Raw genomic sequence first — 14,247 nt, forward strand, 5'->3', positions numbered from 1 at the left:
CTTCTTTGACGATTCGGCTGAAAGTGCGAGCCCCAAAAAAGCGGCCGCGATCTCTTGTCAAGATCGCGGCCACAAGATGTTGTGGATTGCTCGGGTAAGGATCAGTACCGGTAGTGTTCGGCCTTGAACGGACCCTGCTGCTTGACGCCGATATAGGAGGCCTGTTCTTCCGAGAGCTCGGTCAGCTTGGCGCCGAGCTTGGTGAGATGCAGGCGCGCCACCTTCTCGTCGAGCTGCTTCGGCAGCACGTAGACCTCGTTCTTGTACTGATCGCCCTTGGTGAAGAGCTCGATCTGCGCCAGAACCTGGTTGGAGAAGGATGCCGACATGACGAAGGACGGATGTCCGGTGGCGTTGCCGAGATTGAGCAGGCGGCCTTCCGAAAGCAGGATGATGCGGTTGCCCTTCGGGAACTCGATCAGATCGACCTGCGGCTTGACGTTCGTCCACTTCAGGTTCCGAAGCGCCGAAACCTGAATCTCGTTGTCGAAATGGCCGATATTGCCGACGATCGCCATGTCCTTCATCGCGCGCATGTGCTCGATGCGGATGACGTCCTTGTTGCCGGTGGTGGTGATGAAGATGTCGGCGGATGATACGACGTCTTCGAGTTGGACGACTTCAAAGCCGTCCATGGCCGCCTGGAGGGCGCAGATCGGGTCGACTTCCGTGACCTTGACGCGTGCGCCGGCGCCGCTGAGCGAAGCCGCCGAGCCCTTGCCGACGTCGCCGTAGCCGCAGACCACCGCGACCTTGCCGGCCATCATCACGTCGGTGCCGCGGCGGATGCCGTCGACGAGCGATTCCTTGCAACCGTACTTGTTGTCGAACTTCGACTTCGTGACGCTGTCGTTGACGTTGATCGCCGGGAAGGGCAGCAGGCCCTTGGCCTGGAGCTGGTACAGGCGGTTGACGCCCGTGGTCGTTTCTTCCGTCACGCCCTTGATCGCGTCACGCTGCTTGGTGAACCAGCCCGGTGTCGCGGCGAGGCGCTTCTTGATCTGCGCGAAAAGGATCTCTTCTTCTTCGGAGCCCGGATTCGTCAGAATGTTCTCGCCGGCCTCGGCGCGGGCGCCGAGCAGGATGTACATGGTCGCGTCGCCGCCGTCGTCGAGAATCATGTTCGAGACGCCGCCGTCGGCCCATTGGAAGATCTTGTCGGTGTAGGTCCAGTATTCCTCCAGCGTCTCGCCCTTGACGGCGAAGACGGGTACGCCGCTTGCAGCGATGGCGGCGGCAGCGTGGTCCTGGGTCGAGAAGATGTTGCACGAGGCCCAGCGCACTTCGGCACCGAGCGCAACCAGCGTCTCGATCAGCACGGCGGTCTGGATGGTCATGTGGAGCGAGCCGGTGATGCGGGCGCCCTTCAGCGGCTTCGATGCGCCGAACTCCTCGCGGCAGGCCATCAGGCCCGGCATTTCCGTTTCGGCGATGGCGATTTCCTTGCGGCCGAAGTCGGCAAGCCCGATGTCGGCGACGATATAGTCCTGAGTTGCGCTCATGAAGTTCTCCAGGCTGATCCTAGGGCCGCGCGGCCACATGGCCGTTTGGCGGCATGACAGTGCCTCCCGCGATCGCGGGCAGCGTGCCTTCCGTCTATCAGGAAACCCCGTGGAGGGCAACCGACATATAAAGAGGTCTTTATATGTTTATATCGGTCACATCTCTTCGCCGAACTTGTCGCGAACCAGCGTATCCAGCGCGTTGAGCGCCTCTTCGGCCTGAGCGCCGCTGGCGGTGACGAAGACCGAGCAGCCGGTGCTGGCCGCCAGCATCATCAGCCCCATGATCGAGGTCCCGCCGACGGTCATGCCGTCCTTGGAGACGGTGATCTCCGCGTCGAAGGTCTCGACGGTCTGCACGAATTTCGCGGAGGCACGCGCATGCAGGCCGCGTTTGTTGACGATGAGCAGTTCGCGCGTCAGAGCCGTGTCGGGGCGGTGATCCATCATTTTCCACTCAGAACCCGACTGGCGACGTTGATGTATTTGCGCCCCGCCTCGGAGGCTTCCACCAGCGCCTTGTCCATGTCGCTTTCGCCGCGCACGCCTGCGAGCTTGATCAGCATCGGCAGGTTGACGCCGGCGATGACCTCGACGCTGCCGCCGCGCATCACCGAAATGGCGAGATTCGAAGGGGTGCCGCCGAACATATCCGTCAGGATGATGACGCCGTCGCCTTGATTGGCCTTCTCGACGGCGTCGAGGATATCCTGACGCCGCTGATCCATGTCGTCCTCGGGGCCTATGCAGACGGTCTCGATAGCTTTTTGCGGACCGACGACATGCTCCAAAGCATGCCGAAACTCATCCGCCAGCTTGCCATGAGTGACAAGCACAAGTCCGATCATGGGTATCTTTGCTCCAACTGCATATGCAACTCGTTGATGGCCAGATATCGCAATGCAGCAATTTCGTCCACCTGTTGGGGGCGCCATCTTGGCAAGGAAAAGGCGAAGTGCAAGCCAAAAATGCCGAAAAAGCAGCCGCACTGCCTTTCGATAAGGCTAAAGTCCTACATTTTCGGGCAGAAGGGCGGCGAGTGCGTCGAGCGGCGACAGCGGCCCCTCGATGGGGAGGCGCAACAGCGGCAGATTTCGCCCGATCCCGAGCTGCAGCTCCTCCTCCTCCGGCGGCAGACGCGGCTCGAAGGGTGCCCTGACCGGCGTGATCGCCCAATCGAGAACACAGGCGGAGACGGTACCGACTTCCGCAATTCCGGATCCGCGGATTTCGAGGAGCCCGCGAATGGCGGCAGGGCAGCGCGCGACGATGCGCCCGTTCTCGAGCGTCAGATCCACGCGGTCGTCCGCGACGAGCGCGGCGAAGCGGCCCCGGCGTCTCACTTGCGAGAGGCAGGAAAGCGCGAGCGCCGACTTGCCCGAGCCGGACGGCCCTGTGATCAGCAGCCCGGTCGTGCCGAGAACGATCGCGGTTCCGTGGACATTGATGAAGGGCGCAGTCACGGGTGCGGCTCGGCGGGCAGCGAGAGAACGAAGCGGGCGCCGCCGATGTGGCCGTCCTTGCCGGCGATGTTCTCGGCTCTGAGCGTTCCGCCATGCGCCTCGGCGATCTGGCGCGAGATCGAAAGGCCGAGCCCCGAGTTCTGGCCGAAGTCCTCGCCCTCCGGCCGGTCGGTGTAGAAGCGCTCGAAGATACGGTCGATGTCCTCCGCCTGGATGCCCGGACCGTTGTCTTCGACATAGACGATGCAGCGCGATCGCGACCGGGTCAGCCGGACGACGATGCGGCCGTTCTGCTCGGAGACGAAGGAGCGGGCGTTTTCGATCAGGTTCGTGATGATCTGACCGATGCGCAGTTCGTAGCCGCTGACGATGAAGCTTGCGCGCGGGTTGTCCTTACGGTCGACGACGAAGTCGAGCAGCACCGGTTTCTTGCTGCCCCGGATCTGGCGTGAAATTTCGACGAGGTCGCCGAGCAGCTTTTCGAGGTCGACCTTCTTCGCGTCGGCGCGTGCAAGCTCCGCATCCAGACGCGAGGCGTCGGAGATATCACTGATCAGCCGGTCGAGCCGTCGCACGTCGTGCTGGATGACGTCCATCAGCCGCTTCTTCGATTCCTCGTTGCGCGCGAGCGGCAAGGTTTCGACCGCGCTGCGCAGCGACGTCAGCGGATTCTTGAGTTCGTGGCTCACATCGGCGGCGAAGTTCTCGATTGCCGCGATGCGGTCGTAGAGCGCGGTCGTCATTTCGCGGAGCGCCACGGAAAGATTGCCGATCTCGTCCTGGCGGGATGAGAAGTCGGGGATCTCCTCCCGTTCCTTGGCGCCGCCGCGGCGCACGCGGATGGCGGCGGCCGAAAGCCGCCGCAGCGGGTTGGCGATCGTCGACGAGAGAAGCAGCGAGAGTATGACGTTGACCAGCGCCGCCACGCCGAAAACGCGGATGATCGCCAGCCGTTCTGCATGGACGATCTTGTCGATGTCGCCGGCCTGGGTGGAGAGGAGGAGCACGCCGAGAACCGCGCGGAAGCGCTGTACCGGAACGGCAACCGAAACGATCAGCTCGCCCTTCTCGGTCACGCGCACCACGGCGCCGCGCACGCCGGTCAGGGCGTTCATCACCTCCGGATAGATCGAGCCGTTGCCGCCGGGCGGCTCCTTGTAGAGCGGCAGGTCGCCCGGCTGCAGCAGCCGGTTGAACCAGGTGCCGAACTCGTCGGCGAGGCTCGGACTTTCCGGATCGACCGGCGGCAGGTCGAAACGAAGCACCTGTCCGCCGCTATAGAGGTGGCGCGAATCGAGCAGCAGGTCGGCATCGGCATCGAAGAGGCGAGCGCGCGTGCGCGTCGGCGAGATCAGTCTTCTCAAGACCGGCGCCACGCGTTCCTGAATGATCGGGAATTCGAGGTCTTCGTCGCTCGGCAGCGGCGTGATGCTTTCGCCGGCCTGCAATTCGAGCAGCTTTTCCGGATCGATGGTGATCGAATTGGTGTCCACCGAGGCGGAGGCCGAGATGGCGCCGGCGATGATCTCGCCCTGCGTCAGAAGGCTCTCCACCCGGGCGTCGATCAGACCTTCCCGGAACTGGTTGAGATACATGATCCCGCCGACGAGGACCACGAGCGCCACCAGGTTGAAGAAGACGATGCGCCGCGTGAGGCTCGAGAAGACCGCATTGCCGAACAGGCGCCGGATCAGCGTAAAGGGATGCGCCCATCGCCGCTGCCCGCGCAGCGTCGATGCCCGTCCTTCCGTTTCTTCGATATCGCCCTGCAAGACTTCTACCAAGTCTCCCGCTCCCGCGACGCGACCTTCGCTTCTGCCCGCGTCGCCTGTCGCATTCGCCCGTTCCCGCGATGCCCTACGCCAGCCGGCGCTGCTGCGCAAGCGCTAGCAAGGGAGGGACGGGCGGCAGCGCTCCGGCCACGAGTGATCCGCAATCCGCCGGCTCGCTCCCTCAGGCCGTCTCGCGGAAACGATAGCCGACGCCGTAGAGCGTCTCGATCATGTCGAAGTCGTTGTCTACCATCTTGAACTTCTTGCGAAGCCGCTTGATGTGGCTGTCGATCGTGCGATCGTCGACATAGACCTGTTCGTCATAGGCGGCATCCATCAGCGCGTCGCGGCTCTTTACCACGCCGGGTCGCTGCGCCAGTGCGTGCAGGATGAGGAACTCCGTGACCGTCAGCGTGACGGATTCGTTCTTCCAGGTGCAGGTATGCCGCTCCTGGTCCATGACGAGCTGGCCCCGTTCGAGCGAACGGGAAGGCGTGTCGGCATTCTTCACCGGTCCGGCGCCTCCGGCCGCAGCCTCCCGGTTGGCCGCGCGACGCAGGATCGCCTTGACGCGCTCCACCAGGAGGCGCTGTGAGAAGGGCTTGGTGATGAAGTCGTCGGCGCCCATCTTCAGACCGAAGAGCTCGTCGATCTCCTCGTCCTTCGACGTGAGAAAGATGACGGGCAGGTCGGACTTCTGCCTCAGCCGCCGCAACAGCTCCATGCCGTCCATGCGGGGCATCTTGATGTCGAAGATAGCGAGCTGCGGCGGACGCGCCAGCAGACCCTCCAGCGCCGATGCGCCGTCCGTATAGGTTTCGACCTTGTAGCCCTCGGCTTCCAGCGCGATGGACACGGACGTCAGGATGTTGCGGTCGTCATCGACAAGCGCGATGGTCTGCATCTTATTCTACTCCGTTTCGAGGCCCGGTTGCCGAGACGCTTCGAGATGCGTTGCAAGAATCGCGGCAACCGCGAGTCACGGTCGCGTTAATTGAGTATAAAGGTGGAACAAATTGTGGCGAAGTGCAAAAGCACCTGATCCGGTTCCCCCGCAACCGGCCCCGCCGGTGGGTTTCCGGAAGCTGCGATTCAACCGATTAAAAAATGCATATTTTTCTTTAAATCGATTAATATACTGAATTCATTATTGTTTTAGAATTGACTATCTTGTCTTGGATCGGCCTTGCCGGTATGTTCCGACGAAATTCAACGCCAATGGCCAACCACGAAGGAAGCTTGACCATGGATGAGCTCGGGAGCCGCAATCCCTCTATCGGACTGGAATCGATCGGATTTTCCGACCTCTCGGTCGTCCGCTACAACTTCGAGGCGCCGCAGCTCTACGAAGAAGCCCTGGCCCGCGGTGAAGCCGAACTGACGGTCCATGGAGCGCTTTGCGCCCGCACCGGCCAGCACACGGGCCGCTCGCCCAAGGACAAGTATGTCGTGCGCGACGCCAACACCGCCGACCAGATCTGGTGGGACAACAACAGCGCGATTTCGCCGGAGCATTTCGAGCGTCTTCGTCAGGACATGCTCGCGCATGCCAAAGGCATGTCGCTCTACGTCCAGGACCTCGTCGGCGGTGCCGACCCGGAGAACGCGCTGCCGACGCGCGTCGTCACCGAGTTCGCCTGGCACTCGCTGTTCATCCGCAATCTGCTGATCCGGCCGGAGCGCGAGGCGCTTCCGTCTTTTCAGCCGAAGCTGACGATTATCGACCTGCCGAGCTTCAAGGCCGATCCCGCACGCCACGGCTGCCGCAGCGAGACGGTCATCGCCTGTGACCTGACCAACGGCCTCGTGCTGATCGGCGGCACGTCCTATGCGGGCGAGATGAAGAAGTCGGTTTTCACCGTCCTCAATTACCTGCTGCCCAAGAAGTCGGTGATGCCGATGCACTGCTCGGCCAATGTCGGGCCCGCCGGTGACACGGCGATCTTCTTCGGCCTCTCGGGTACCGGCAAGACGACGCTCTCCGCCGATCCGAACCGCACGCTGATCGGTGACGACGAGCACGGCTGGAGCGAAAAGGGCGTCTTCAATTTCGAGGGCGGCTGCTATGCCAAGGCGATCCGCCTGTCGGAAGCGGCAGAGCCCGAGATCTTTGCGACGACGCGCCGCTTCGGTACGGTGATGGAGAACGTCGTCCTCGACGAGCGGCGCCTTCCTGACTTCGACGACGGTTCGCTGACGGAGAACACCCGCTGCGCCTATCCGCTGCACTTCATTCCGAACGCCAGCAAGACCGGCACGGCGCCGCAGCCGCGCACGATCATCATGCTGACGGCGGACGCCTTCGGGGTTTTGCCGCCGATCGCCAAGCTGACGCCGGAACAGGCCATGTATCACTTTCTTTCCGGCTACACCGCCAAGGTCGCCGGTACCGAAAAGGGCGTGACGGAGCCGGAGGCGACTTTCTCGACCTGCTTCGGCGCTCCCTTCATGCCGCGCCATCCGTCCGAATACGGCAATCTTCTCAAAGATCTCATCGCCAGGAACGGCGTCACCTGCTGGCTCGTCAACACCGGCTGGACCGGCGGCGCCTTCGGCACGGGAAGCCGCATGCCGATCAAGGTGACGCGCGCGCTTCTTTCGGCGGCTCTCGACGGCTCGCTGAACAGTGCCTCGTTCCGCACGGATGCGAATTTCGGCTTTGCGGTGCCGGTGTCGGTACCGGGCGTCGAGGCCGGCATTCTCGACCCGCGCTCGACCTGGGCGGATGGTATGGCTTATGACGCCCAGGCACGGCGGCTCGTCGACATGTTCATCGCCAACTTCGCCAAGTTCGAGCGCCACGTCGACGGCAGCGTGCGCGACGCAGCCCCGGGCGCGAGGGTGGCCGCCGAATAATCCGGTCTCTTGCCATGATTCACGTGAAACCCGGCTGCCTGCGGCCGGGTTTTGCATTTGCGGCCGGTTTTCAAGCATGCGATAGAAACGGCCGAGGAGGATTCATGGCAAGCGAACCGCTTTACATCAACGAAAACATCGTGATCGCCGGATGGGAGCTCACGGAGCAATTCGTGCTGGCCGGCGGACCGGGCGGACAGAACGTCAACAAGGTCTCGACGGCCGTCCAGCTCTTCTTCGACGTGCAGGCTTCGCCGACCCTGCCGGAGCGCGTGAAGGCCAATGCCCTGAAGCTCGCCGGACGGCGCGCCTCGAAGGAGGGCGTCGTGATGATCGAAGCCAATCGCTTCCGCAGTCAGGAACGCAATCGCGAGGACGCCCGCGAGCGGCTGAAGGAACTGATCCTGAAGGCGGCGGAACCGCCGCCCCCGCCGCGCAGGAAGACGAAGCCGACGCGCGGATCGATCGAACGCCGGTTGAAGGAGAAATCCGGCCGTTCCGAAATCAAGAAGCTGCGCGGCCGCCCCGGCGGCGACTGACCGCGCCCGAAAGTTGCGCCCGCGCCCTTGTCTTTTGCGCGCAACCGCACTCTCTTATCCGCTGACGCATGTCGCCAAGCCGTACGGCGGTCGTGGGGAAGACGACATGTGCAGGCTCCAGCCGCGCGAGAGAGGAGACAAGCATGGGTTTGTTCGATTTTATCAAGAATGCGGGAAAGAAGCTCGGAATCGGCGGCGACGACACGCCGCCGGATGCGGCAAGCGTCGAAAAGGAGCTCGCATCCCATGACCTCGGCACCAAGGACGTCAAGGTCGACGTCGTGGACGACAAGGTCGTGCTGAAGGGTGTCGTCAAGGACCAGTCCACCTTCGAGAAGGCGGTCGTGGCCGTCGGCAATACGCTCGGCATATCCAAGGTCGAGGCATCCGAGCTCAAGGTCGCCGACGGCGCCGCCGCGCCGGCCGAGGCGAAGGCCCCGGTCTTCTACACCGTGAAGAAGGGCGACAATCTCTGGAAGATCGCCGAGGCCCATTACGGCAAGGGCAAGGGCGCCAAGCACACGGCGATCTTCGAAGCGAACAAGCCCATGCTCACCCATCCCGACAAGATCTATCCGGGCCAGGTGCTGCGCATCCCGGATCTGGATGCCGGCTGAACGAAGGCTGTTTCGGGTCGATCCCGACCCCGGTGAGCGCTATGTACCTGTCATCTCCCGCCGGATCTGCTGACGGGAGGATCGATCGAAGCCGTATGACAGGATGCCGCCAATGCTTGTGCTGCCGAAAGGGGTGAGACACATCCCCGGTTTCCTCGACCGTTCGCGCCAGCAGGAACTGGTCGAGGCCGTCCGCGCCGTCGTCGCGGAGGCTCCGCTCTTCGCGCCCGCGATGCCGAAGACCGGCAAACCCATGTCCGTGCGCATGACCAATTGCGGCGCGCTCGGCTGGGTCACCGACCGCGAGCGCGGCTACCGCTACCAGGCGACGCATCCGGTCACCGGCAAGCCATGGCCGCCGATTCCACGCATGCTGCACGACATCTGGAATGCCGTGGCCGGAAGCGACAAGTCCCCCGAGGCCTGCCTGGTGAATTTCTACTCGGCAGAGGCGCGCATGGGGCTCCACCAGGACCGGGACGAGCGCGATCTCGAGACTGCCGTCGTTTCGATCTCGCTCGGCGACGACTGCCTTTTCCGCGTCGGCGGCCGCACACGCGGCGGACAGACCGTGTCGTTCAGGCTCGAAAGCGGCGACGTCGTCGTGCTCGGCGGCGAAGGACGGCTCGCCTTCCACGGCGTCGACCGCATCTATCCGAACACGTCGACGCTCCTGAGGAGCGGCGGCCGGCTCAATCTGACGCTGCGACGGGTCAACCCTTGAATCTTCGCCCCGCCCGAATCGGTCCCTTTCCCGCAGGCGGCGCGATTCCTCTCAAAGCTTCCTGAGCGCCACCGTCTGCGTCAGGTGGTTGGGACCCTTCTGCAGGATGAGATCGGCGCGCGGCCGCGTCGGCAGAATGTTCTGATGCAGGTTCTTCAGATTGATATTGTGCCAGAGGCCCTCGGCGATTGCGCGCGCCGCATCCTCGCTGATCGTCGCATAGCGATGGAAGAAGGATTGCGGGTTCTGGAACGCGGTTTCGCGCAGTCGCATGAAGCGGTTCACGTACCAGCTGTGGATCAGGCTCTCCTCGGCATCGATATAGATCGAAAAGTCGAAGAAATCCGAGACCATCGGCACGATCTTGCCGTCGGCCGGCAGATCGCGCGACTGCAGCACGTTTATCCCCTCGAAAATGAGGATGTCCGGCCGGTCGATCACCTGGAACTGGTCGGGGATCACGTCATAGGTCAGGTGCGAATAGGTAGGAGCCTTGACGTTCGGCCGGCCCGCCTTGATCGCCGAGAGGAATCTGAGCAGCGCGCCGATATCGTAGCTCTCGGGAAATCCCTTGCGATCCATCAGGTTTTCCCGCTGGAGAACCGCATTCGGATAAAGAAAGCCGTCGGTGGTGACGAGGTCGACCTTCGGGCTCGAGGGCCAGCGCGCGAGAAGCTCCGCAAGGATGCGTGCCGTCGTCGACTTGCCGACTGCGACCGAGCCGGCGACACCGATGACGAAGGGCGTCTTCGTCTCGTTCGACATGCTCAGGAAGCGGGTGCGCTGCCGGAAGAGGATCTGCGACGCCTCCACATGGGCGGAGAGGAGCCGTGAGAGCGAGAGATAGATCCGTCGCACCTCGTCGAGATCGACCGGATCGTTGAGCGAGCGCAGGCGCTGCACCTCGTCGGCCGTCAGCGTCAGCGGCGTGTCGGCGCGAAAGCGCGACCATTCCTCCGCGGAGAAGACGTGATAGGGCGAATATTCGCCCCCCTGGAGATTGCCCGGAATGTCGGCCGGTTCGATGTCTTCCGCGGCGATGCTCATGGATTCTGCCGGTTCGCCTTTTCCTGCAGGCCGGATTGGCTTGTCCGCCTGGCCAGTTCGCTCATCACATCCTGCAACGGGACGGCGGCGATATTCAATACGACCATAAGATGATAGAGGAGATCGGCACTCTCATCGACCAGATTCTTCCGGTCCTCGCCGATCGCGGCGATGACCGTTTCCACCGCCTCCTCGCCGAGCTTCTTGGCAGCCTTCGTCTGCCCGGCCGCCACCAGCTTGGCGGTCCAGGACTCCTCCGGCGCCGCCCGGGCGCGGGACGCCACGATCTTCTCCAGGTCGGAAAGGGTGAAGTCGGTCATTATCGGATCCCTTCTCGTTGGCAGCGCCGCCTCAATCAAGCCGCATGGCGATGCCGTGCTCGGCCATGTGGCGCTTCGCCTCGCCGATGCTGTAGGTGCCGAAGTGGAAAATCGAGGCGGCGAGCACGGCAGTCGCATGGCCGTCGCGGATGCCCTCGACCATGTGGTCGAGCGTGCCCACGCCGCCGGAGGCGATGACGGGAGCGCGTACCGCATCGGCGATCGCCCGTGTCAGGCCGATGTCGTAGCCGCTCTTCGTACCGTCTCGGTCCATGGAGGTGAGAAGGATTTCGCCGGCCCCGAGATCGACGACCTTTTGCGCAAATTCGATCGCATCGATGCCTGTCGGTTGCCGCCCGCCATGGGTAAAGATCTCCCATCGGTCCGCCTCGCCTTGCGCCGAGACTTTCTTGGCGTCGATGGCGACGACGATGCACTGGTCGCCGAACTTGTCGGCGGCTTCAGCGACGAATTCCGGATTCTTCACCGCCGCCGTGTTGATCGACACCTTGTCGGCGCCGGCAAGCAGGAGCTTGCGGATGTCCGCCACCTGGCGCACGCCGCCGCCGACGGTAAGCGGCATGAAGCATTGCTCCGCGGTGCGGGCGACGACGTCGAAGATCGTTTCGCGATTGTCGGAAGAGGCGGTGATGTCGAGGAAGCAGAGCTCGTCGGCCCCGGCCGCGTCATAGGCGCGTGCCGCCTCCACCGGGTCCCCGGCGTCTATCAGATCCACGAAGTTCACGCCCTTGACGACGCGGCCGTCCTTCACGTCGAGGCAGGGGATTACACGGGCCTTAAGGGTCATGGCATCTTCCCCTTTCTTGCTTCGCGGATCAGATCCAGGGCTTCCTTCGGATCGATCCGCCCGTCATAAAGCGCCCGACCGGAGATCGCGCCTTCGAGCTTTTGCGCATCCGGTTCGGTCATGCGGCGGATGTCGTCCATCGAGGCGAGGCCGCCCGAGGCGATGACCGGGATTGAAACCGCGTCCGCGAGTTCGAGCGTCGAGGCCCAGTTGATGCCGGTCAGGATGCCGTCCCGGTCGATGTCCGTGTAGATGATCGCCGCGACGCCCGCGCCCTCGAACTTCCTGGCAAGTTCGATCACCCCGAGCTCGGACGCTTCCGCCCATCCCTCGACGGCGACCTTGCCGCCCTTCGCATCGATGCCGACCGCGACCCGTCCCGGGAACTTGCTGCAGGCTTCGATCACCAGGGCGGGATCGCGCACCGCGACGGTACCGAGGATGACGCGCTTCAGCCCGCGCGAAAGCCAGTTCTCGATATGCTCCAGCGTGCGGATGCCACCGCCGAGCTGCACGGGGTTCTTCGTCGCCTTGAGGATGGCGTCGACCGCCGCACCGTTGACGGTCTCCCCGACAAAGGCGCCGTTCAGGTCGACCACGTGCAGCCATTCGAAACCCTGCTCCTCGAAGGCGCGCGCCTGGGCGGCCGGGTCGGGATTATAGACTGTCGCCTGCTCCATGTCGCCGAGCTTCAGGCGCACGCATTGCCCGTCCTTGAGGTCGATCGCGGGAAAGAGGATCATTTGTTCGTCCGATCAGAAATGACGCGGCAGCCTCAGGGCTTCCAGCGCAGGAAATTCGAGATGAGGGCGAGGCCGAGCGCCTGGCTCTTTTCCGGATGGAACTGCGAGCCCGCCTTGTTGTCGCGCGCGACGAAGGCCGTCACCGGGCCGCCATAGTCCGCCTCCGCCACCACGTCTTCGGCACGCTCCGCCGCGAGGTGGTAGGAATGGACGAAATAGGCGTGCAGACCGTTCTCGCCGGTCGGAATGCCGTCGAAAAGGGCGTGCGCGCGCTTGAGATCAAGCGTGTTCCAGCCGATCTGGGGGATCTTGAGCGAGCGGTCCTCGGGCGTCATCTCGACGACATCGCCGGCGATCCAGCCGAAACCCTTCGTCACCGTCTTTTCGAGTCCGCGCGACGACATGAGCTGCATGCCGACGCAGATGCCGAAGAAGGGGCGGCCAGCTTTCTCGACCGCCTCCGTCAGCGCTTCCTCCATTCCCTCCACGGCGGCGAGGCCGCGGCGGCAGTCGGCATAGGCGCCGACGCCCGGCAGCACGATCCGATCGGCCGTGGCCACCCGTTCCGGCCTGTCGGTGAGATCGATTTCGGCCGCGATGCCGGCCTCGCGGGCGGCGCGCTCGAAGGCCTTGGTGGCCGAGCGCAGGTTGCCGGATCCGTAGTCAATGATGGCGACCCGCATCAGCGCTCTCCATAGGATTCAAAAAAGCCGAGCCCGGCGGCGGCGCCCGGCCGTCCCGTAGCGGACCTGTCGGTCGACGGCATGGGAGTTGCATCTCCTGCATGGGCGGACGGCCCGGCGTTCGAATAATAGATTTCTTCGGCCGTCTCGAGATCGCGTGCCGGAACGACCGAACGAAACGTCCAGTCGCGCGCCGAGAGCTTGCGGGCGATGAGAAGCGGTCCTTCGAGCGACACGATGAGACCGAGCGCCAGATGGACGAGCAGCGCTGCGCTGAAGCCGCCGGGCACCGATGCCGCAAGAAGCAACAGGAACTGCAGAACGGAAACGAGGGTCCCGATGAGCCACGCGCGTTTGACGATGAGCCACGGACCGGGGAAGAAGAAGGCGGTCCAGGAGAATCCGTCGGCGATGAACCGCGCCCTTTCATCGTCGGCCGGTGCGCCGGGCGGGGTCATGATCAGATAGGAGGCCATGGTCTTTAAACCAGATATTGGCCGGCTCAGGCGAGCATCCCCTTAGTTGAGGGGACGCGTCCCGCCTGGCGCGGATCGATTTCGGTTGCCGTGCGGAGCACGCGGGCGACGGACTTGAAGCAGGTCTCGGCGACATGATGGTTGTTGGCGCCGTAGATGTTCTGCACATGCAGCGTGATCCCGGCATGCTGGGCGAGCGCCTGGAAGAATTCGCGCACGAGTTCGGTGTCGAAGGTGCCGATCTTCGGCGATGTGAAGGTCACGTTCCAGACGAGGAAGGGCCGGCCGGAGACGTCGACGGCGGCGCGCGTCATCGTCTCGTCCATGGCAAGGTCTATGGAGGCATAGCGTGTGATGCCGCGGCGATCGCCGAGCGCCTTGGCCAGCGCCTGGCCGATGGCGATGCCGGTGTCCTCGACGGTGTGGTGATCATCGACATGGAGGTCGCCCTCCGCCTTGATCTCCATGTCGATCAGCGAATGGCGCGAGAGCTGGTCCAGCATATGGTCGAAGAAGCCGACGCCGGTCGCGATCTTCGATACGCCCGTTCCGTCGACATTGACCGAGACGGATATGGCGGTTTCATTCGTCTTTCGCGAAACTTGGCCGGTGCGGCTCGGCGTCACGTCTGCCATCAAGCTCTCCTGTCTGCACTCTCCGATGATTTTGGGCCAGCCGGCCTATCGGAGCAACATCG

At 63.6% G+C, this 14,247-nt stretch carries 17 protein-coding genes; 4 read left to right on the plus strand and 13 right to left on the minus strand.

Annotation, left to right across the window (positions count from 1 at the left end; genetic code table 11):
• Positions 1–101: 101 nt before the first annotated feature.
• The 6 genes from ahcY to chvI all read right to left on the minus strand — a co-directional run bounded on the left by ahcY (position 102) and on the right by chvI (position 5,641).
• A complete protein-coding gene (gene ahcY, locus AC6CIG_RS21110) occupies positions 102–1,502 on the minus strand; it encodes an adenosylhomocysteinase (RefSeq protein ID WP_100672601.1) in 1,401 nt (466 codons plus the stop codon).
• A gap of 156 nt (positions 1,503–1,658) precedes the next feature.
• Positions 1,659–1,952, minus strand: a complete 294-nt coding sequence (locus AC6CIG_RS21115; RefSeq protein WP_018098658.1) for an HPr family phosphocarrier protein — start codon at positions 1,950–1,952, stop codon at positions 1,659–1,661.
• Positions 1,949–2,350 (minus strand): PTS sugar transporter subunit IIA, encoded by a 402-nt coding sequence (locus AC6CIG_RS21120; protein WP_018098657.1) that lies wholly within the window; start codon positions 2,348–2,350, stop codon positions 1,949–1,951. Before AC6CIG_RS21120 ends, AC6CIG_RS21115 begins: the two co-directional genes overlap by 4 nt.
• Before the next feature lie 156 nt (positions 2,351–2,506).
• Positions 2,507–2,965: an HPr kinase/phosphorylase gene (locus tag AC6CIG_RS21125; protein ID WP_127710536.1), complete on the minus strand. Its 459-nt coding sequence runs from the start codon at positions 2,963–2,965 to the stop codon at positions 2,507–2,509.
• The gene (gene chvG, locus AC6CIG_RS21130; protein WP_234704988.1) at positions 2,962–4,695 is read right to left on the minus strand and encodes a two-component system sensor histidine kinase ChvG; all 1,734 of its coding nucleotides are present in this window, start codon (positions 4,693–4,695) and stop codon (positions 2,962–2,964) included. Before chvG ends, AC6CIG_RS21125 begins: the two co-directional genes overlap by 4 nt.
• Before the next feature lie 223 nt (positions 4,696–4,918).
• Positions 4,919–5,641 (minus strand): two-component system response regulator ChvI, encoded by a 723-nt coding sequence (gene chvI, locus AC6CIG_RS21135; protein WP_018098654.1) that lies wholly within the window; start codon positions 5,639–5,641, stop codon positions 4,919–4,921.
• A 341-nt stretch (positions 5,642–5,982) separates the two neighbouring features.
• Between chvI and AC6CIG_RS21140 the strand changes: the two genes are divergently transcribed.
• From AC6CIG_RS21140 to AC6CIG_RS21155, 4 genes are all read left to right on the plus strand, one after another.
• Positions 5,983–7,593: a phosphoenolpyruvate carboxykinase gene (locus tag AC6CIG_RS21140; protein WP_127710540.1), complete on the plus strand. Its 1,611-nt coding sequence runs from the start codon at positions 5,983–5,985 to the stop codon at positions 7,591–7,593.
• A 104-nt stretch (positions 7,594–7,697) separates the two neighbouring features.
• Entirely contained in the window at positions 7,698–8,132 is a 435-nt protein-coding gene (gene arfB, locus AC6CIG_RS21145; protein ID WP_127710542.1) for an alternative ribosome rescue aminoacyl-tRNA hydrolase ArfB, read from the plus strand.
• A 143-nt stretch (positions 8,133–8,275) separates the two neighbouring features.
• Positions 8,276–8,749: a peptidoglycan-binding protein LysM gene (lysM, locus tag AC6CIG_RS21150; RefSeq protein ID WP_018098651.1), complete on the plus strand. Its 474-nt coding sequence runs from the start codon at positions 8,276–8,278 to the stop codon at positions 8,747–8,749.
• Positions 8,750–8,861: 112 nt separating this feature from the next.
• The gene (locus tag AC6CIG_RS21155) at positions 8,862–9,473 is read left to right on the plus strand and encodes an alpha-ketoglutarate-dependent dioxygenase AlkB (protein ID WP_018098650.1); all 612 of its coding nucleotides are present in this window, start codon (positions 8,862–8,864) and stop codon (positions 9,471–9,473) included.
• Positions 9,474–9,524: 51 nt separating this feature from the next.
• Here AC6CIG_RS21155 and coaA read toward each other — a convergent pair whose 3' ends face one another.
• The 7 genes from coaA to hisB are packed head-to-tail and all read right to left on the minus strand — an operon-like array spanning position 9,525 to position 14,185.
• Positions 9,525–10,520: a type I pantothenate kinase gene (gene coaA / locus AC6CIG_RS21160; protein ID WP_018098649.1), complete on the minus strand. Its 996-nt coding sequence runs from the start codon at positions 10,518–10,520 to the stop codon at positions 9,525–9,527.
• Entirely contained in the window at positions 10,517–10,840 is a 324-nt protein-coding gene (locus AC6CIG_RS21165; RefSeq protein ID WP_018098648.1) for a phosphoribosyl-ATP diphosphatase, read from the minus strand. The genes coaA and AC6CIG_RS21165 overlap by 4 nt, the downstream gene beginning before the upstream one ends.
• Before the next feature lie 31 nt (positions 10,841–10,871).
• A complete protein-coding gene (gene hisF, locus AC6CIG_RS21170) occupies positions 10,872–11,648 on the minus strand; it encodes an imidazole glycerol phosphate synthase subunit HisF (protein WP_127710544.1) in 777 nt (258 codons plus the stop codon).
• Positions 11,645–12,391, minus strand: a complete 747-nt coding sequence (hisA, locus tag AC6CIG_RS21175; RefSeq protein WP_127710546.1) for a 1-(5-phosphoribosyl)-5-[(5-phosphoribosylamino)methylideneamino]imidazole-4-carboxamide isomerase — start codon at positions 12,389–12,391, stop codon at positions 11,645–11,647. Before hisA ends, hisF begins: the two co-directional genes overlap by 4 nt.
• Positions 12,392–12,423: 32 nt before the next feature.
• Complete coding sequence (hisH, locus tag AC6CIG_RS21180; RefSeq protein ID WP_127710548.1) at positions 12,424–13,074, minus strand: imidazole glycerol phosphate synthase subunit HisH; 651 nt, start codon at positions 13,072–13,074, stop codon at positions 12,424–12,426.
• On the minus strand, positions 13,074–13,550 hold the full coding sequence (locus tag AC6CIG_RS21185) for a DUF2628 domain-containing protein (protein ID WP_127710550.1): 477 nt from the start codon (positions 13,548–13,550) through the stop codon (positions 13,074–13,076). The genes hisH and AC6CIG_RS21185 overlap by 1 nt, the downstream gene beginning before the upstream one ends.
• A 26-nt stretch (positions 13,551–13,576) precedes the next feature.
• Positions 13,577–14,185 carry an imidazoleglycerol-phosphate dehydratase HisB gene (gene hisB, locus AC6CIG_RS21190; RefSeq protein ID WP_127710552.1) on the minus strand — a complete coding sequence of 203 codons (609 nt, stop codon included), beginning with the start codon at positions 14,183–14,185 and terminating at the stop codon, positions 13,577–13,579.
• Between the last annotated feature and the right edge of the window lie 62 nt (positions 14,186–14,247).

Source organism: Sinorhizobium sp. GQ132, assembly GCF_059758575.1.